The 18,688-nt window shown below is 42.6% G+C and carries 19 protein-coding genes; all 19 read right to left on the bottom strand.

Annotation, left to right across the window (positions count from 1 at the left end; translation table 11 throughout):
* Window positions 1–1,395 (bottom strand): hypothetical protein (locus QZY09_RS02850; RefSeq protein ID WP_295667827.1); only part of this gene is annotated, 1,395 nt, incomplete at its 3' end.
* 39 nt (window positions 1,396–1,434) lie between these two features.
* Window positions 1,435–1,989, bottom strand: a complete 555-nt coding sequence (locus tag QZY09_RS02845) for a WcaF family extracellular polysaccharide biosynthesis acetyltransferase (RefSeq protein WP_295667825.1) — start codon at window positions 1,987–1,989, stop codon at window positions 1,435–1,437.
* Window positions 1,973–3,394 carry an exosortase Y gene (gene xrtY, locus QZY09_RS02840; protein WP_295667823.1) on the bottom strand — a complete coding sequence of 474 codons (1,422 nt, stop codon included), beginning with the start codon at window positions 3,392–3,394 and terminating at the stop codon, window positions 1,973–1,975. Before xrtY ends, QZY09_RS02845 begins: the two co-directional genes overlap by 17 nt.
* A complete protein-coding gene (locus QZY09_RS02835; protein WP_295667821.1) occupies window positions 3,391–4,011 on the bottom strand; it encodes a class I SAM-dependent methyltransferase in 621 nt (206 codons plus the stop codon). The genes xrtY and QZY09_RS02835 overlap by 4 nt, the downstream gene beginning before the upstream one ends.
* A complete protein-coding gene (locus QZY09_RS02830; RefSeq protein ID WP_295667819.1) occupies window positions 4,008–5,147 on the bottom strand; it encodes an XrtY-associated glycosyltransferase XYAG1 in 1,140 nt (379 codons plus the stop codon). Before QZY09_RS02830 ends, QZY09_RS02835 begins: the two co-directional genes overlap by 4 nt.
* Window positions 5,144–6,553, bottom strand: a complete 1,410-nt coding sequence (locus tag QZY09_RS02825; protein ID WP_295667817.1) for an exosortase Y-associated Wzy-like protein — start codon at window positions 6,551–6,553, stop codon at window positions 5,144–5,146. The genes QZY09_RS02830 and QZY09_RS02825 overlap by 4 nt, the downstream gene beginning before the upstream one ends.
* Window positions 6,546–7,703: a glycosyltransferase family 4 protein gene (locus tag QZY09_RS02820; RefSeq protein WP_295667814.1), complete on the bottom strand. Its 1,158-nt coding sequence runs from the start codon at window positions 7,701–7,703 to the stop codon at window positions 6,546–6,548. Before QZY09_RS02820 ends, QZY09_RS02825 begins: the two co-directional genes overlap by 8 nt.
* The gene (locus QZY09_RS02815) at window positions 7,700–8,791 is read right to left on the bottom strand and encodes an acyltransferase (RefSeq protein ID WP_295667812.1); all 1,092 of its coding nucleotides are present in this window, start codon (window positions 8,789–8,791) and stop codon (window positions 7,700–7,702) included. Before QZY09_RS02815 ends, QZY09_RS02820 begins: the two co-directional genes overlap by 4 nt.
* 39 nt (window positions 8,792–8,830) lie before the next feature.
* Complete coding sequence (locus QZY09_RS02810; RefSeq protein WP_295667810.1) at window positions 8,831–9,457, bottom strand: methyltransferase domain-containing protein; 627 nt, start codon at window positions 9,455–9,457, stop codon at window positions 8,831–8,833.
* A complete protein-coding gene (locus tag QZY09_RS02805; RefSeq protein ID WP_295667808.1) occupies window positions 9,457–10,731 on the bottom strand; it encodes a glycosyltransferase in 1,275 nt (424 codons plus the stop codon). The genes QZY09_RS02810 and QZY09_RS02805 overlap by 1 nt, the downstream gene beginning before the upstream one ends.
* A 5-nt stretch (window positions 10,732–10,736) precedes the next feature.
* Window positions 10,737–11,786 carry an acyltransferase family protein gene (locus tag QZY09_RS02800; protein ID WP_295667806.1) on the bottom strand — a complete coding sequence of 350 codons (1,050 nt, stop codon included), beginning with the start codon at window positions 11,784–11,786 and terminating at the stop codon, window positions 10,737–10,739.
* Window positions 11,779–12,999, bottom strand: coding sequence for a glycosyltransferase (locus QZY09_RS02795; protein ID WP_295667805.1), 1,221 nt, complete (start codon window positions 12,997–12,999; stop codon window positions 11,779–11,781). The genes QZY09_RS02800 and QZY09_RS02795 overlap by 8 nt, the downstream gene beginning before the upstream one ends.
* Window positions 13,000–13,019: 20 nt before the next feature.
* A complete protein-coding gene (locus QZY09_RS02790; protein ID WP_295667804.1) occupies window positions 13,020–13,406 on the bottom strand; it encodes a hypothetical protein in 387 nt (128 codons plus the stop codon).
* Between the two features lie 12 nt (window positions 13,407–13,418).
* Window positions 13,419–14,495: a glycosyltransferase family 4 protein gene (locus tag QZY09_RS02785; RefSeq protein ID WP_295667802.1), complete on the bottom strand. Its 1,077-nt coding sequence runs from the start codon at window positions 14,493–14,495 to the stop codon at window positions 13,419–13,421.
* Complete coding sequence (locus QZY09_RS02780) at window positions 14,441–15,427, bottom strand: hypothetical protein (RefSeq protein ID WP_295667800.1); 987 nt, start codon at window positions 15,425–15,427, stop codon at window positions 14,441–14,443. Before QZY09_RS02780 ends, QZY09_RS02785 begins: the two co-directional genes overlap by 55 nt.
* Window positions 15,420–16,085 carry a methyltransferase domain-containing protein gene (locus tag QZY09_RS02775; RefSeq protein ID WP_295667797.1) on the bottom strand — a complete coding sequence of 222 codons (666 nt, stop codon included), beginning with the start codon at window positions 16,083–16,085 and terminating at the stop codon, window positions 15,420–15,422. The genes QZY09_RS02780 and QZY09_RS02775 overlap by 8 nt, the downstream gene beginning before the upstream one ends.
* A gap of 21 nt (window positions 16,086–16,106) precedes the next feature.
* Window positions 16,107–17,024: a glycosyltransferase family 2 protein gene (locus QZY09_RS02770; protein ID WP_295667795.1), complete on the bottom strand. Its 918-nt coding sequence runs from the start codon at window positions 17,022–17,024 to the stop codon at window positions 16,107–16,109.
* An 11-nt stretch (window positions 17,025–17,035) separates the two neighbouring features.
* Window positions 17,036–17,935, bottom strand: a complete 900-nt coding sequence (locus QZY09_RS02765) for a hypothetical protein (RefSeq protein WP_295667794.1) — start codon at window positions 17,933–17,935, stop codon at window positions 17,036–17,038.
* A 1-nt stretch (window position 17,936) separates the two neighbouring features.
* Window positions 17,937–18,688 (bottom strand): hypothetical protein (locus tag QZY09_RS02760; RefSeq protein WP_295667792.1); only part of this gene is annotated, 752 nt, incomplete at its 5' end.

Here is an 18,688-nt window from a genome sequence, read left to right as displayed (position 1 = left end):
GTTATCGCTTATCGCCGGCAGCGTAATGATGCGGTTATGCTCCACCTCAAGACCTAAATCATTGGCGATGAAAACAAAAACGGCATGCTTATTTTCTTTATCAAGCTGCATGATTTTGTTAAGGGACTGCTGATCGATATTGGGCTGGGCAATACCGGTAAGGCCATGCGCGCTTATATTTTTATTGAAATAAAAACCCGTGTATAAGTAATGTACTGAAAAGCTTGCGATGCCCAAACATATCAATGCAAAAAATACCTTAACAGCAGGGACCGACCTGGATACCAGCCAGATCATCCCCGGCACAATTAAAATACCCAGGATCCGGAAATGCCTTGCCTCGTACGAAATGTTCAGCTGGTGCAGGTAGGCAAAACCAAAAAACAGCAGGGCAACAAAGTAAAAAAGGACAAGGAACAACCTGAAAGTATTGTTAGTTAGGCGACGTACGATCGTCAGGATTATTACCAGGCTCATCAGCGAAAATAAAAACAGGAGTACAACACTCCAGCCCGGAGGAAGCATTGCGGGACCAAAATGGTAGATCAACCCGTGAATAAAATCATCAATAGAAAATGCTGAAAGCAAAGGGGACGCCAGCGGGTAACTAAAGGTTTCGGCAGCCAGCTTCAAACCTTTGGCCGTACTTGCCGGGCTTTGCCCCTTCGACAGGAAAAACACATAAATGCATGCCAGCGATAGTACTGCCGGAATGCTTACCCACAATCCTTTTTTTACCCATTCCAGCAAGCCCTTGCGGTATGCGCAGAGCTTTACCCACAGGCAGCATAATCCGGCAATATAGATCCAGATAAAGGATGATTTAAAAAAGAAGCCCGCCCACCCGGCAATTATTACAAACAGTGCAACCCTAATCCCCGGCCTATCAAAGGAGGCACAGCCATATAAAAACCAGCCTTCAAATGCGAAAAGCAGTATTTCGCCACCATTGTAATAAACATAAGGTACAAAAAATGCAACCTGGCAAACGATAAAAACCAGGCTTAACGATGATATCATAGGAGAAAACCCAACCTTCTTAAAAAATTGATAAAAACCTGTCAGACCGATAGCGGTGCATAAGCTTACCGTAACGGCGATGGCCTGCCCCATGGTAATGGCGGCGATCAGCTTAAAAAAATAAGGGACAAGATATTGGCCCGGCGACCACCAGGTAAGATATTCCGTGTAATCCTGCGAAATATCACTCTGGTCAGGCGCCACCATATTATTAAAACCGCCACCGAGGTGCATGCTCCTTAATACCTGCAAACCATTTGCCGGGTCAGGGAACAATGCCGGAGGGATCATAAACAAAATGATCCCCATGATCAAAACAGCTATGGCGATAAATGCTAGAATGATTTTATGGGGATTTCGTTTAAGGGCGGACATCCTGTTTATTTTGAAAATCTATATTAAACATTTACTTGTTCAACTGATCACCCTGTCGCGAACTTTAACAGCCGGGTTTCCCTGATAAATGCTGTAGGCTTCAAGATCTTTTGTCGCTACAGAACCGCTGGATAATACCGCATGCGATGACGCCTTTATACCCGGCATTACCATGGCCCCTGCCCCTATCCAAACGCCATCCTCTAATATAAGCCCTTCAACGACCAGGTCGAACGTCGTTTTTTTATAGTTGTGATTGCCCGTAAGTAAAACCGCTCCCTGTGAAATGCACACGTTGCTGCCGATAGTTACCGCTACAAGGCAATCTATCCAAACGTTTTCGCCTATCCATGTATGGTCTCCAATGCTGAGATGCCAGGGGTACTTAACATTTACGCCGGGCTTGATAGTGACACCCTTGCCTAGCTTCGCGCCAAATAACCGCAGCAAAAATGATTTAAACCCATTTGAAGGCACCAGGCTGGTTTTTAAAAAAAATGCGTTGAGGTAATACCACAAAAATCTTTTGAAAGCTCTGCCTCCGGGGTTAAACGGGGCATTATTATAGGAGGACAGATCAGTTTTTTGATTCATTTACATTGAATGTATCATCATGCTTCACCCAAAAATACAATGTAATTGCAATGATGACGTAAATCAAAATATTAAAAATAGTATGATGGTCTAATATATGAGATCCTTTTTTATCCCAAAAGATCGCCAGCCACACAAACCGCAGGATATTTAAGAGCTCAATACCGATAATGCCGCCTACCAAAAACATCCATTTCGATCCGAACTTTTTTGGATAGGCCAGCACAAAAGCTAAAAAAAAGCTGATAACGCCGAGTCCCAGGCACGAGTACACCAGTTGTATAGTGCCATGGCCGGCCACTAAAAGGTCATACTCGTTATAAATGGCGCCGTAGCCAAGCAGGTTAAGTAACCATGCGCTGCTCATCAATAAAAAATGGCGTAACCAGCTGATGTAGTTTAAATTTTGTGCTAAAAAAGCGTTGTAGTGGTTCCCATGTGAGGTGATGCCAAAAAAGAATATGTTGAAATAATAGAGAAAAAGAAATAACAGCAAAAAAACGAGCACAAACCTTACCGGGCTGCTTTTTTTATTCGCGACTACAGCCGAAGGGTTCTGTTGCTGCAGTATCTCATCAATTTTGATATCCACCACCAACCGGAACCAAAATGCTTGTAAAAAATGAAATATTACGCCTGTGCGGCCATCCAGTATCCCCAGCTGAAAAAACATCCTGTATATAAAATACAACATTGGCCTCACATACCGCGGTAACTGCCACCACAATTGTTTCAACCATGCCGTGCGCTCATCAGGCGAGCCCCAAAAATGCGGCTTTACGGTTTGCGACCTGATCTGCATCATCCGCTCCACTTCTTCATCCGCCACAAGGTCACTGTAACGGTTATGTTTGGCTATCCAAAAGCTGATATTGTTCTCCTTCAGGTTTTCTTCCAGGATATAGCCGTCCTTCCAGATAATGGTTTTGCCTGGCACAATGATCCGGTGATCCATATTTTCATTCAGGTCCGAATAGCCAACACCGAACCTGAACATCTTGAGCAGGTAGATAGGCGAATAGCCCCCGTGTTTTATCCAGCGACCCTTAAAAAAATTCTTCCGGTTAAAATAAATACCGTTTACACCGGCAAAGTCTTCATTTTTAAATCGCTCTAAACGTTGTTTTAATTCAGGAGTAACGGTTTGGTCGGCATCCAAACAAATCACCCAGGGCGTTTGAACCGGGAAATTTTTGAGTGCGAAATCCCATTGCGCCGGGTGGTTTACAAAAGGATTTTGCAAAACCATTGCCCCAAATTCTTCTGCAATGGCTATCGTTTTATCGGTGCTCCCGGAATCCAGCACAAAAACAGGCGCGTCCAGATCTTTAATAGATTGCAGCAGGCGCGGAAGATGCACTTCCTCGTTAAACGTAATAATGATAAAAGAAAACTGTTTGTTCAATTTAGCCTTGCTTTGATGATCATCGATTTCCAAAAAAAGAGAACGCGCCCGCAGCCTTTAAATGCCGTTACGGTAAACCCTGCATCGGTTAACAGCCTGCTTAACGTAGCTTTCGACCAAAATTTGATATGCCCGCCATGCCAGCCGGGGCTTAAATGGCGATCCCATTTATTAAAAAGGCTGAGCGAAAGATTTTTTAAATAGCCATGATATGGCGTGGTGATGATCAGTTCACCCCTGCCGTTCAACGCCTCTTTACAAAATTGGATAAAACCCGCCGGATCGTACAAATGCTCAATCACTTCCGTGGAAATAACGGTATCAAACTTTAAGCCCTGCAGCTCTTCCGGCAATTTACCTGTTGAAAGATCCTGGATAAAAAACCTGTCAGGGGTTGCTTGCTTCGCGATGTTTATCCCTTCCTCCGAGGCATCGGTTCCGTAGGCATTAAAACCCTGCGCGATTAAATAATTGGCCAGGTAGCCATTCCCGCAACCCAGGTCCAGAATGCAGGTATTTGTATTCTTATCCAGCAATGATAACAAAGGCTCCTGCAGGTAATTAAAGGTATGCGCAGGTGCATCAGTATGAAAGCCGTAATCTTTATATTCAGTCATTTTTCAATCAATTCTTTATAAAGGTCCACATACTTTTTCACTAAGTGCTCGTCCTTAAAATCGCCGGCGATGATACCGGGCGCAAACTCCCTGATCCTTGTCAAACCATCTATATCGTTGATGGCAATATTATTGATATGCCAGGCTACCGACGCCGGGTTGGTAAGGCAGAGCCAACCCAGGTTATTGACATTTACATAATCCTCCAAACCAACGTCCTCGCTTATCAATACCGCTGTACCAACACTCAGGCTTTCAATAACCGCGTTGCCGAAGTTCTCATCATATGAGGGCAGCACGAAAAGGTCATGCGCGTAAAGCAGGTCGAATTTATTTTCGTTTTGAAAACCTATCCAATCAATCCTATCGGCCAAACCGTTGTCCGCCGCCAGTGTTTTAAGAGATGCAACATAAGCCGGTTCGCCATCGCCCGCTATCGTAAGTCTATAGGGAATAGTGACGTCCGGCAACGCTTTGATCAGCAGATCCAGCCCTTTTTTTTCCTCTATCCTTGAAAAGAATAGTAATTTAAAAACAGGAGAATGTTTTCTTGGGGCAAAGTGCCTTTCTTCAGGCAGCTTTATAAAGTTTGGCAATACCGTCATGCTTTGGGGTTTGAACAGGCTGCTTACTGCATCCGCCTCTCTTTTGGAGGTAGCGTGAACATGGCATTTTTTTAATAATGCTTTACCGAGCAAATGATGGATCGCCCATTTAACGCCGATATTTTTGTTTTGAAAGGAATAAGGACTTAGCGTTCCCCTGGCTGAAAGCAGCACGGGCACCTTATTCTTAAGCGCGATGAGACAAGAAAAAATGGAAACTAAATTCCACCAGGCATGAATATGAACCAGGTCAAAGCTTTTTACTTCGCTGCGCAATTGTTTAAAAAGCGCGGGCGAATAATGGCTGTGATCTTTGGTAATTCTTTTAAAATAAGTCACAGGTACGCTATCTACCATAACCCTCTCCCCCGGGATCACCGGCAGTTCGTCCTTCCCGTTGGCGGTGGTGGCATAAACTTCGGTATCCACGCCTGCCTTTACCAGGTTTTCAGCCAGCATAGAGACCGACATGGTTGGCCCTCCATAAATAAAAGCGGGTTTATAAGCCGCGCAAATTTGCAAAGTTCTCAAACCTCTTCCAGTACTCCCGTATATCTTAAAATCCTGAAGATGAAATACATACTAATATAACTCCAGAAAACTGAGTTAACCAGGAACTCAAAACTCAAGCCCCGCCAAAAAATCTGGAAAAGCCCGCTGAAGATAAGCGCCGTGCCCAAAGTATATCCGCCAAAAAGGTATTCGGCCTTTAGCGAGATAAGTTGTGCTATTGCGCCATATAAAAACAAGCCGATCAAAATACCCGGTATTCCCCACGAGAGATAAGCATCCACAATATAGGCTGGCTTTGCGGATACGTTGGCCCCACGCCTGATCACCCCCGCATCATAAACACGCTCCATTACCAATTCTTCAGTACTTGGCTTCGATGGCCAGAAAGCACGCGGGACTATCGCTATTGCCGATTGCTTTAAAAGCTGCAAGCCATAATAATCGATATTTGAAGGCGTAGATTGGACAAATTCATTGAACATATCCACTTCGCTCAGCCTGTAAACCAAAAAGCCCCAATTACTGTCATCTCCTGACTGCTCGCTTTTTATAGTGGCATCCAACGCCAGTTTATAGGCATCATCCGCATCAACATCTCCCGACCAGTTATTTTCCCGGAACACCTGGTTATAGGTGGGCAGAAAAATAAACAGGACCAGCAAAGCCGGCACAAAAACAACCGTTACCAGCTTCTTATAATTTGGATATAAAAACAAACCTAATACCAAAACACTGATAATGATCGGCTCTTTAAACCCGGAGATCAATGCCTCGTAAAAGTTTGATATGTATAACAGAACACAAAAAGCCGTGTTCCATATTTTTTTCAGGGGTATTGCAAATGCCAGTGCAAGCGTGCCGGCAATAAAGCTAAGGGAACTGAACTGAAAATAAAATTGCTGTAAGCCGGAGATCTTTAAAAACAGCACCGATAAAGGCAGGGTGACAATTGCTGTTATAAATAACATATTTGCAATTTTTTCCTTTTCGATAAAATATTTTTTTTTGACGGGGTATTTCATAAACGCAAGAATACCTGTCACAAAAGCCGCATGGCCTAAAACATAATAACGCTGGCAAAGCGCAGTTAATTCAATTTTTTGATGATCAATAACAAAATAAATATTATCCGTTTTTTGAAAATTGTCATACCCCAATAGGTTCAAAAAATAAAACACGGAGCTCCATGACATATACCCGGCAAAAATTATCTGCACCAAAAAAATAGGCCGCATTACCTGCTCAGCGATGGGCCTGTCTTTTGGCAGGGGCTTTACCCATCCGCTCAGGCTCAGGTAAAAAATCAAATTTGTTCCGATCCATGCGATAAAATACGACAATACCGGATCTGACTGGAATAATGTTGCGATACCAAAAGGTAAGAACAAAACCAGGTACCGCTCAATTGGTTGATTTTTATCCATTATTTACTGTAGTTTCAATAATAGTAACCTGTTCTTCAATTGTCCATTTATCGATCAAAACCTTCGAACTTTTTCCCATTTCAGCCAAACCGATTTTTCCCTTGCAAATTAATTGATCGAGCTTCCGGGTAAGGTCAGAAGATATTTCCGCGCTGAAGATATCCCCGTTTTCACCGGGCTTGACCAGGTCAACTGTCGCGCCCACTTTATTCGAAGCCAGGATGGCTTTTCCTGCAGCCATTGCTTCGTTGATGGCCAGCCCCCAGGTTTCTCCAGGTCCTTTTGACGGCAGGCAAAACAAATCGCTGGCCTGAAAAACGACCGGCATCTGCGTTTGGTTCTGAAAATCCATAAAATGAACGCGGCTATGCTGTTTAGCTTTAAGTATTAATTGCTCCTCCAGCGGGCCGTTGCCTACAAAAAGTAAATGTGAACCTGCATTGTTCAGGTTTAAAAAAGCTTCCAGTAATAACACCGGCGATTTCTTTTCTTCAAATTTAGCAGCAAACAGGATGAGTATTTCAAATTCTTCAATTCCCAGATTTTTTCTTAGTGACAACGCTTCAGCACTTCTGTCTACGGCAAAACGCTTATTATCAATGGCATGCGGCGCAAAACTCAACTGCGCATCTTTCAGTCCGTATTTCTTAAAGTATGCTTTTGTATTGGTGCCCGGGTAAAATACATGATCAACATGGCGGTAAACCCATTTTAAAAATGCTGTTTTTAGTATCGCCCTCGCGCTGTTTTCTTCATCCAGTAAAGTAGAATCCCCCCTGAAGAAAACCGGTATCTTATTTTTAAAATACCGGAGCACTTTTAAGTGGCTTTGAAAGCCCCATCCGTAAATAAGAATGCCGTCGGGCTGCCAGCTTTTTATTTGTTCGATCAGACCGGGGTTTACGATCCCGTTAAAATGATGCGTACCCGGATTTTTTGAGGTGTTTTCCGCCCATTCATAGGGGTATCCTTCCAATAAAGGAATATCCCATTTTATCTTTTTTTTAAATCCGGGATCAAATTTATGGGCCGATGCTTCGCCCCAGGTATAAAAAACTTTGATATCCAGTTTAGCCCTTTTGTACATTAATTGAAATACGGGCGCGTAGTATTGAATGGGATGCGTTGATATAATAGCCAGCTTTTTCATTTCGAAGAAAGATTCCCTATTGAAAGAAACGGTTTTTCAAATAAATTAAAACTCAATAAGGAAAGCGGATATAAGATAACTGCGCTTATAGTCATTGTGACTAATGGCGCTGATATACCTTTAAGATCAGGCGCATATTGAATAACAAATTGAGCAACAACCGGAATAATTAAAGCATGTAACAAATAGAAGCTATAAGATATTCTTCCCATTTTTTTAAATAATCCATTCCCGAGGAATAAATTCAGCCACTTGACTGAAGTGACTGACAAATACAAAATTCCGGCAAACCCAAATCCCATTAATGTAAAACCAGCTAGTTTAAATAAATTATAGAATTCAGCTGAAAGAGACAATATTGTGTTAGATACCAGGATTCTACCTAAATAAGTAACAGCTATAAATGCAACCAGCCATGCCACACGGTTCGACAACACAAAATCCTTCTTTAATAACAACCTTCCCGAGAGAATACCACAACCAAATTCAACACTCCTGAAAAGAATGGTATATGTCAATAAATCCATATGATTTTGCAAGATTAAGACTGAAACAATAGCTGTTAAATAAATCGCCGCAAAAATTAAAATAAATGTCTTTTTAAAGCCTATGATATTTTGATAAATCAATAAAAAGGGAACGATAAAATAAAACTGCCACTCAACAGTCAAAGTCCAAAAATGGCCAGCGATAATAAACTTATTTTCAATAAAATTGAGATAAAATAAACTATGCAGAAAATAATTTATGCTATTTAACCGGGCGTTATAAAAAACGTTTGCCGTTACAATATAAATAACAACTGAAGCATAAAACGCCGGCGATAGCCGAAACCATCTTTTTAACAGAAACCTGTAAAAATCGTGGTAGGAGAAATTGTTCTTTGAAGCATAGAAATAGTACATACAAAACCCACTGATAACGAAAAATAGGTCAACACCATTTCCGCCCAAAGCTAAAAAATCAGATATATCTATTTTCCCAACGTAACACCTGGGGTTTCCATGTATTGCCCAGCAGTGTATCCATAAAACCCCCATAGCCGCTATAAACCTAAGGCCGTCAAGCGCTTGTATTCTTTGTCTCAAATAGTCTAATCGTTTAGGAACATAATTTTATCAGTTTCTTCATTTTTGGCAATCAAAGGCAGCTGCTTTGTAAAACCTGCTTTCCTCTTCAACAAACTTAAACACGGGACCCTCTGAGTCCCCGAAAGCACAAGGGCGGATGTTGATAAAACCGGCCTTTTTCAATTCATATTCCAACGATTTGTAATCCCACATCCAAAGGTGTTTGGAGTTGCCATACATGCCCTTGATATTGGATGAAAGAGATTTTGGGCGATTTTCAACCCCCAGCATGGTATCACGCATCAATTCATTGGCAGGCGCTTCGGTAGTGTCGTAGCCGGAAATATAATCTTGCACAGCAGCTTTCAGATCAGGCACAACGCCTCTGAAAGTTCCGCCGGGCTTTAATATTTTATAGGTGTTTTTTAGCGCGGTTAAAAAATCCCCGTAGGACAGGTGTTCCAGTATGTGCGAACAATAAACCGCATCGCAGCTATCCATTTGTTCGGGCAATCCTTTAACAATATCTCCATATTTTACATTTGCCGGGAAACGTTGTTTGTTGCGCGTATATAATTTGCCCAGTATAGGTAAACGCTCAAACCTTAAAGTTGGGGATGCATCATAGTTCACCCATTCGTCCGGGGCCGAAAATCCGCAACCGTATTGAACATATCTCTTCATCAGGATGTAAAAATAACCTTATTAAATAAATCGCATTGCCGTTTTGTCATCATTTGTGCCGAATATTTTTTTTCCGCATCAGCACTATACTCCGGCGTACCTGCGCCTCCATTCAATATCAATTTAAAAAAAGAATCAATTTTTGACAGCAGGCCCGGTGTTTCGTCATAACTGTAAGTATCCTTTACTCCAAACTCGTTTAAAATAGCAATTGCCGAACTTTTTGCATTAAATACAGCCATTAACGGCTTGTGGGTTAAAAGGTACGGAAATATTTTTGAAGCTGTATACTGCGGGTCATCAGAACCCGGTATAAACAAGCCATCCGCCTGCTGCAGGGTTTGCAGGGTATGGTAATAACCTATTCTGCCGGTTATCTCCACTACATATTTTTCTATTCCGCGTTCTTTTGCCAAAGGTAAAATAGTTGCACTGCCTTGCCCGTTCGGCGCATAGCTGGTACCGATAAAAAATAGTTTTAGCTGCGCATACTCGTCGGGCTCAGCCGCTAACCCCAGTTTCAATGCTTCAAAAACCGGCATGATCGCATTATACATGTCCATCCCGCCGCGGCCGATATAAACGATGTTTTTAAACGCCGGATCAAGCAATGCCGCAAATTCACCGGCATGTTCGGCCGCGATTTTTATGTCCGGCTCAAAGGCGCCGAAAGTGATGGTTTCTGCCGGGATATTTTTCAACCGGGGATATCTATCCCTAAGGATCTCAATATAATTTTCTGATACGCTGATCAATCCGCCAACGGTATTCATGGCTTTTGGCTCCAGGTATTTATTTAAACGATAGGATAGCCAGTATTTTGGCGGCTGTTGTTCTTTGGGTTTATCACGGTAATATTCGGAATGCCAGGGATCCTGCATATCGATCACATAAGGCACATTAAACTTTTTTTTCCAGTAAGCCCCTAACGTGCAAACCTGGAACTGTGTAGTGGAGAAATAGATCAAATCGAAATTGCCTTCCTTTAAAAGCCGGTTTACTTTTTGCCGAAAAAACCACCACGACCGATACGAAATACTCCCAAAACCCAGTTTCGAAGTCCATTTTTTACCCAGGGCTTTAATGAGATGTATTTTTGTACCCGCCGGGATACTTTCAACCATCAGTTTATCCTGCGGGAGATCGGTATAGGCGGGGTCAACAGCCACCACTTCAGCCTGCCAGCCATTTGCTTCAAAATAAGGCAAACTCATCCTCACCCGCTGCATATCGGCCGTATTTACGGGCGGAAAATAAGGTGAAATGATCAACACGCGTCTCAATTAAGCGAAGTATTATATTTATGGTTAAGCTTGCGGGCCAGCCGGTGCCCTGGTCTTTCTACTGCTAAATAAAAGCCGTAGGATATGGTAACGGCCAGCAACAGGAATAGCGGGTAGGTAAAAGTATTATAAACTAGAAACAGATGTAAGATTACGTAAAACAATGGGTGGCACAGGTAAAGCGAGTAAGAAAATTTACCCATTTTCTCGAGTGTTTTATTGGAGGGATGCGTTTTAAAGTAAACGATCTCCGTTTGCAGCCATTTATAGATCAGCAGCGCAAAAATATTCATCGAGAGAATATAACTGAGATGCAGGTGAAATTTTCCAATACAGCAAAAACAGCTGATGAAAAAAACAATGATCCGATAAATCATCACTGATTTAAAGCTGGCTTGTGTTAAATCATCAATATGTTCGGCTACCAGCACACCCAACAGCCAGCAGGGCAAACCCACTATCCAGGTTAGCCAGCCGCCGAGCTGCCAGTAATAACCATGGTAATTGGTATTCGTTTGTTTAACTAAAGCCACAACATCATGAAAACAAAGCGTACCAATCACCAAAGCGGCGATGATGTATGAAAGCAGAAACTTGCTTTTCCAGCTCAGTCTGATCTTCGCCATAAAAGGGTACAAACCGTAATAGATCAACTCGCAAAACAAACTCCATACCACGGCATTTTCAGGGTGGTTAAATTGTGTACCGATAATGAGGATCACAGCAAGTGGAATCAATATCCTTAGAAAACGCCTGATCCAGAATTCGGTTAAATTTGGGATGCCGTTTTTATTAGGGTAGTGGATCACAAAACCCGAGATGATAAAAAAAGCGATCACCGCCGAAGTGCCGTCAAATGCGTTGGCTAAAAAATACCCGGCATCCCTGAAAATGGAATGTGCCGAATTTTTGAGCGCCGTGGCATAAACATTATCAAAATGCGAAAGCATCACGATAAATGCCAATACAAACCTGATGCTATCGACCCCGTAAAACCATTTGGTTTTTTTATTATTTGCTGTCGCCGTGGGCGCCGCTTCAAACATTTTCTATCAATTTTAAAAACTTAGCGCTTTCCATTTCCCAGTTTAGTTCGTTTTGGCCTGTTTGCCAGGCTGCTGTTTTGGTTTGATATAACAATTCCCGGTTTTTATGGTATTTATTAAGGATTGCTGACAAGTCTGCTGCATTTTTATAAACCTGGCCTGTTTGCGGATACAGTTCAAGCAAGCTATGTTGTGCCCTGGTATTGCTTGCCACCACAGCAAGCCCGCATTGGACATAGGTAAAGAGCTTGTTGGTTAACGAAATATCCCTGTTAAGGCACGAACTTGTTTCTGATGCAAGTCCTATGTCAAATTGTGAACCGATGCTGAAGATCTGGCTTGCCTTTACCGGTTCGTAGAAGTACAGGTTATAATTGGCAATACCGGCATCCTGGGCCAGCTGCGTGAGGTTTTGTTTGTAGCCCCCGACCGGTTTTCCTAATAGATGCAGTTCGCATTTTACGCGCGACTGCCCTATCGCCTCCACAACAAGTTCCAGCCCGCGGCCGGGACCAATAGTTTGCGAAAACCAAAAAAGCTTTAATGGCTTTTTTTCATTTTTAACGATAGAAATACCGGCAGTTCGTGGAAATACATTAAGGATGGCAGTTACGTTCCGTTTATACAACACAGCATACTGATCAGCAATCATAGGGCTGGACGCGGTAATGTAATTGGCGCCTGGGAGATATTTATCTTCAAGATAAGTGCAGATTTTGTAATGGAATGAATTAATGTCATCATCAATTTCCTGCCGGTGAAAATCTTCCGCATCAAAACCATAAAACTTCTTATTCCGCGCGGCGGCGTCAGCCGCTGCCGGTAAGGCACCCAAATTGTGGGCAATGTATAGGTCGCCCTCGTACTTTTTAGCTACTTCTTTTAAAAAATAACTGCTTCTTGAAATGGCAAAATCCCCAAACGGCATATAAACCCCCGTTTTTTGAACAATGAACCGGCTAAGCCGGTGGATCAATCGGCTTAAAAACCATAAAAAGCGTTTTTGCAGCGGGTCGCCACCCACACGGATTGCCCTCCATTTTCTTTTTGCAAATAATTGCTCGTCGTGCAGTGTTCCCCAATCATTCCAGTAAGCATATAACACAGTTACATCATACCCGGCATCGGTTAATGCATCAGCCTCTTTAACCAAACGCGGGTTTAGAGAAGGCTGGCCCGATGAAATTAAAACTATTTTTTTATCAGGTCCCAATAAGGTTCAGGTCAGTTCGATTATTCGGTTTTTTGGTAATTAAGCAGGTTGTACATTATTACCGGGATGCCAACTATCAGCGATAATAAAAGACCATAATGCCAACCATGATAAAGTTGATCATTATCTGAAGCCAGGGAGGTGATTAAGATCAACTTTACAATGCGGTAGCCAATCCAGATAACAAATGCAAAAATAACAACCCGCGTAGCCCGCAGCCTGAATTTAAATCCATCAATGGGGTCGGGGTTTACTTTCAATTCCGCCTTTATTAAAACCTGCATCGAAAAATTGATCAGGCAAAAAAGCAAAATGGACGTAATGCAATCATATAAAAGATGATATTTAGTCAGCTGCCCCAGATCATCCTCCAACAGCCAATCCAACAGCCAGTATATCGTTCTCATCTTTATTTTATATTATTTACCTTCAAACAGTTGCAGATAATTACGTGCAATTACACCTACATTAAACCGTTCCATCGCAATTTTCCGGCAAAGGCTTCTGTCGACCGCATCGATCTCTGCAATTTTTTGCTGCATGCCGGCTGCATTGTCCACAATAAAACCAGTGATGCCATTTTCCACCACTTCAGGTACTGAGCCTCTTCTGAAAGCAATCACCGGCGTACCGCAGGCCATCGCCTCTATCATTACCATACCAAAAGGCTCGTCCCACTCAATCGGAAACAGCAGTGCCTTAGCATGGCCTAATCGGCTATTCTTTTCGGCATCGTTTAAAGGGCCTACGTATTTTATTTGAGTACCATCAATTTGCGGCTCAATAACCGTTTTAAAATAAGCCTGGTCTTCTTCAGTATCTGATATATTGCCTGCTATAACCAATTGGTTATTTGTCGCTTTGGCAGCCTCTATAGCAGTGTGTGCGCCTTTAATCCTGTCCAACCGGCCTAAAAATATTAACGGCGCATCTGCGCCAACTTTATTATTAAGCGTGTATTGCGAAAAATCAATCGCATTGTAAACCGTTTCCCAATGGCCTTTTATATTGCCGGTGGCTACACAATTATCGCTGCAGGCAGTGAAAATTAAATGGTGGTTCGGCAGGCTGGTTACAATTTTTATCCCACCCTGGGCCACCGGCCTGCCATAGGTCATTATTTTTTTTAAAGGGCTGTTTAAGATGGGCAGCAAATAAATCAAACGCCCAAAATTATGAACCAGGTCAAAGTTATCCCGGTTTCTATGCAGGTATTTCCAAACAAAGCGGGCCTCCTTAAATCTCACCTGTTTTGATCGCCCCAGATCATTCGTGCCAAAGGTAACCGTTTTGCCGCTGCAATGCGAGTCCGGCCCGGCCAGTAAGGTCACCTCGTGGCCCAGCTTTTGGTATTCTTCCGCAAACAGCGACACCAGCCTTTCGTGGCCTCCATATAATGTTGGCGGCACAGGTATCCCGGGATCCATGATCAGTAATATCCTCATCCTAACTCTGCCTCCACCTCCCTGCATATCGCCAGGTATTTCTCGGCACATATCTCAAGTGTAAGATTTTCAATGATATAATCCCTCGGCTTAAATTCATCTATTTTATTTAAAAACGTATCAAGTTTCGGCTTAAAATCAGCGGCATCGGCAAATTTTACGCCGCAACGGTCATCCCAGTAAGGCACCGAACTTACCGGTTGATATTTTACCCTGTCGGGATAATAATGCGGATCTTGCCAAAAGCCGCCCCTATCCCAAGCTAAAATGGGCGTATTGGTAGCCAATATTTGCTGGTAGGCAAGCCCCTGCGTCTCATGTTCGCAAAGAAAGATCACCGCTTTTGAGACTTTGAGTTTTTCTGTCAACTCATCGTGGGCATACTGCCCGTATTTAATAAAATGATAGCTACGTTTTTGCTCATCAAGCACTTTGCTGATCGGGGCTACCAATTCACTCTCCATCTGTTCATGCTGCCACCTTATTTTATAATAGATCAAAAAATCGAAGGTTTTAACGCTGTCATAAGGCGCCCATTGTTCGGTGTCAATGCCCACCGGCCAGGCAAGTACTTTATTTCCATATGCCGGCATAAACATATCGCACATCCATTCACCAGGCACAAGCACGCGTTTAACGTTAGGGTATTGTTCAAACAGGTCCGCGCATTCTATCGGGTGCGAGTAGATCCCTGCACCAAGGATGATAGGATTTCTCCATTTCTTTTCAAATACCAGGTGCGGCTTGCCAATAATACACGCTATCTCTTCGGGATGTTTGCGGATGTAGCCATAATCATTATAGCGGTACGGATAGCCAATCCTGTCGAATCCTTTTAAAAGATTGATAGCAATGGTTGCCACGCCACCAGGCTTTTGTTTGCCCCGCACCAGGCGTCTGATCAGCCTGCGGGGATAGCGGTCGTATTTAAACCACCTGTCCGGGTCGGGTTCGCTGTAAAATATATTGATGGGCTTATTCAATTTTTTTGGCAATTATTCCATAGCTCATACCGCATGAAGTTGCATCCCTGCTTTCTATTATTTTTTTTACCAACCGCGAAACCAATTTTAAAGGCGCCGAAAGCCCGCCGAGACCTTTGCCAAACAGTGTGGTTTTTCCGTCAAGCGTGCTATACTCAATTATTTCAAAGCCGGTATCTTTCAATAGCCTCTCCACAATATGCGGCCATGCCGTAAAAACATGGTGATTAAGCTCGAGGTCCGACGGGGTAAAACAAGTTAAATAACCACTCTTTAATAAATTTATCCGGCTGGTACTCCAGGCGGGGCTGGGTGTGGTTAAAATCAGCAGGCCGCCGGGCGCCATCGTATCAAAAACATTTTTCATACACAGCCAGGGATTTCTTAAATGCTCAATGATCTCCAACATGGTAACTACCTGCGCCGGCGCATGTGCATACGGAAAGGGCCTTTCAATATCCCATTTTTCGGCTGAGGCATCCAATGGCTCCAAATCAAAAGCTTTATAATCAATGCCAGCCGATGCGATATATTTTTTCAGGATATTATCCCTCGAGCCAATATCATACAATGTGGTCGTTTGGTTACCAGTTATTTCACCGATCTTTTTTGCTGCCCAATCGTAACGGTTAAGTGATGAGTTTTCTTTTAGTTCCATCTTTAAAGTCTGTTTCGTGTGCTAAAAAGACCGTTTGATCTTAAGCAGCCGGTGGGTGTTGTTAACCCCCACATTTTTATATAAAAATCCAAGCAGGCCTTTGTCCGGGATCGTAAAATCCGGATCAAGCTGTTTGATCCATTCTAATAAACTGATCGAATCTTCAAGATTATGCCTTGCTATCCAGCAGCACAAGGGCCACAAAGCCTTTATCGAAGCTTTTTTCCGGCGATCAGTAAGCTCTTCTTTTTCGGCCAACTGCGCAAGTACTTTTTTATATAGATTCAGGTGCTGGTAGTCCTGTACCGTTTTCTGCATTCCCTGGTTTAACTGTAATTTTGATTTGGTATGCTTGGTATGTACCAACGCATAGCCACTGTGAACGTTAACCTTTGGATGCTTCAGCGCTGCTTCGATTACAAAAAGCCGGTCGTCGCGAAAAGCAAAGTCGGGCCGGTGAGGGATATCTTCAATAAATGATCTTTTAAATAAATAAGCTGAATAATGCGAACTGTCGCATTCGCCCAATTGCTGCGCAATAAAGTCATCACATTCCACCCATATATGCTGCGACAATTGTTTGCCGTTTTCATCAACCAAAGTATAGCCGCTTACTACAATATCGCTACTGTTTCCTTCGGCAATAGTAAATTGTTCGTCAATCGCGCCCGCTGCAATGCTATCGTCCGAATCTAAAAACTTAATGTATTTTCCTTTGGCAATTGCAAAGCCACTGTTTACCGCCCAGCATTTACCCCAATTGGTTTGCTGCAAAATAACAATACCTTTTTGCTGCTTAAGCCAGTCTATCGTTCCATCAATACTGCCATCATCAATTACAATGATCTCAACGGCGCAATTGCTATACCGGCAGCTCTCAACCGCTTTGGGCAGCGACCAAAGGCGGTTATAGGTTGGAATGATAATGCTAACGTCCATTGATTTTTCCTTTACAACAATGCTTTTAATTTCAAATCAGGATACCTGTCGTACAGGTGTACAACGGGTATAACTTTATTATTTTGATTAACCAACTCGTTATCGCTGTTAAGCGTTACGCTTTCAAGGTTTTCAAGGGTAACCACCTCCTGTGTAGGATTTTCAATCACTGCACATTCAGGGAAATAGTTATTGTATATCATATAATTATGCACCCCCTGGTCGAATCCGCCAAGGCCTGTAAGGCCACCTGTAATTTGCGCCTGCACAACAATCATTTTCTCAAGATAATCCAGCATCCTGTCAACCGAACCAATGGTAGTACCTGAGCATATGCTCTTTTTATCTTTTAGGGCCGCCAATGCTTTTTTTCCGAAAGCATGTTTTATCCAGTACGAGGTGTAAAAATTGTGTTCTATTGATTCATCCTGTTCGTAAAACTTCAGCACTTCGTCTTTCAAACCGGCGAAAGGATCAGCCTGGAAAACAACATCCCTCACATCGGTGGTTAATATGTATTTATACTTGTTTTTATTGGCAAGCATATAATCATAATAATAGCAATACCGCGATCCTGAAATCAGGTGGAATATCTTTAAATACCTGCTCAACTTGTTTATTTTATCGGGACCATTATTCAGCAGGTTAAATAAAAGTTTATGCGGTAAATAATGGACTTTCCAGAGCCTTGACTGCGCATATTTTTTGGCAAATGAAATCGCGCTGTCTTTTATAAAAATTAATTTTACTCCATGTAGCAGCAGATTGCTTTTTGTTTCCTCATCAACACTTTCGCTTACCAATATTGCTATGTCGCCATCAAAATTTATTTTTTTCAATGAAGTAAAAAAATACTTCATTGCATCATATTTATACCCTGTTGCCGCCCCGATAATTAAATTTTTTCTCATGTTATAATCTTTCCGATCGTTTTATGGCCCTCGTACCAAAAAATATTTTATAAACGGGCCTCAGCAGATTTTTTGCGCTCTCCTTTATTCGCTCAGGTAATTCAATAGTAATCGCAGCCGATATTTTACGCCAGGCAGTTAACTTATTCGTACTCGCCGCCTGCAAAAGGCAGGCATCTTTTTTATACTGGTAGTTCAATGAGTGGTGCCCCAGGAAATGAATGATCAAAGGATGTACCTTTTCAAAAGGGTACCAATCCTGGTGTAAAGGGCTTGGTTTTGGCGGATTATACAAGCTTGTTTTACCCTTTATAACATCGGTAGCATATTTGCCCGGGCAGGATAGCGGGTCACTCATGATCGTCCCATCGTCAGCAATAGGTTTTTCATCGTTCAATGCCATAGCCAATGCGATGATTACCTCGTCATTTGGCCGTTCGCGCAGGCGCACAAATCCTATTTCGTCATACTGGGTTTCCAGTTCCCGGGCCAGACCGTAAACTTTTGCGGCTTTGCTGCCATTTTCCAGGTAATAGATCCCTCCATTAAATTTGGGCAGTTGTTTAACAGTGAATTTTTTGCAGATGGCTGCAACGTTACCAAACCACTCCCCTATTGAAATATAGCCACCAACAACAGAAACTGAATGCCCTTCAAATTTTTTGAAAATGCTCTCCATATTTCCATAAATCAAACAATCACTGTCAATAAAAAGCGTTTGTCCTGCAGGAGCCAGCTTATCAAGATGCAATT

This window comes from uncultured Mucilaginibacter sp., assembly GCF_903913935.1.
In the GTDB taxonomy this organism is placed as follows: Bacteria; Bacteroidota; Bacteroidia; order Sphingobacteriales; family Sphingobacteriaceae; genus Mucilaginibacter.
The sequence above is the reverse complement of the archived record's forward strand: the minus strand, read 5'-3'. Positions and strand labels throughout refer to the sequence as shown.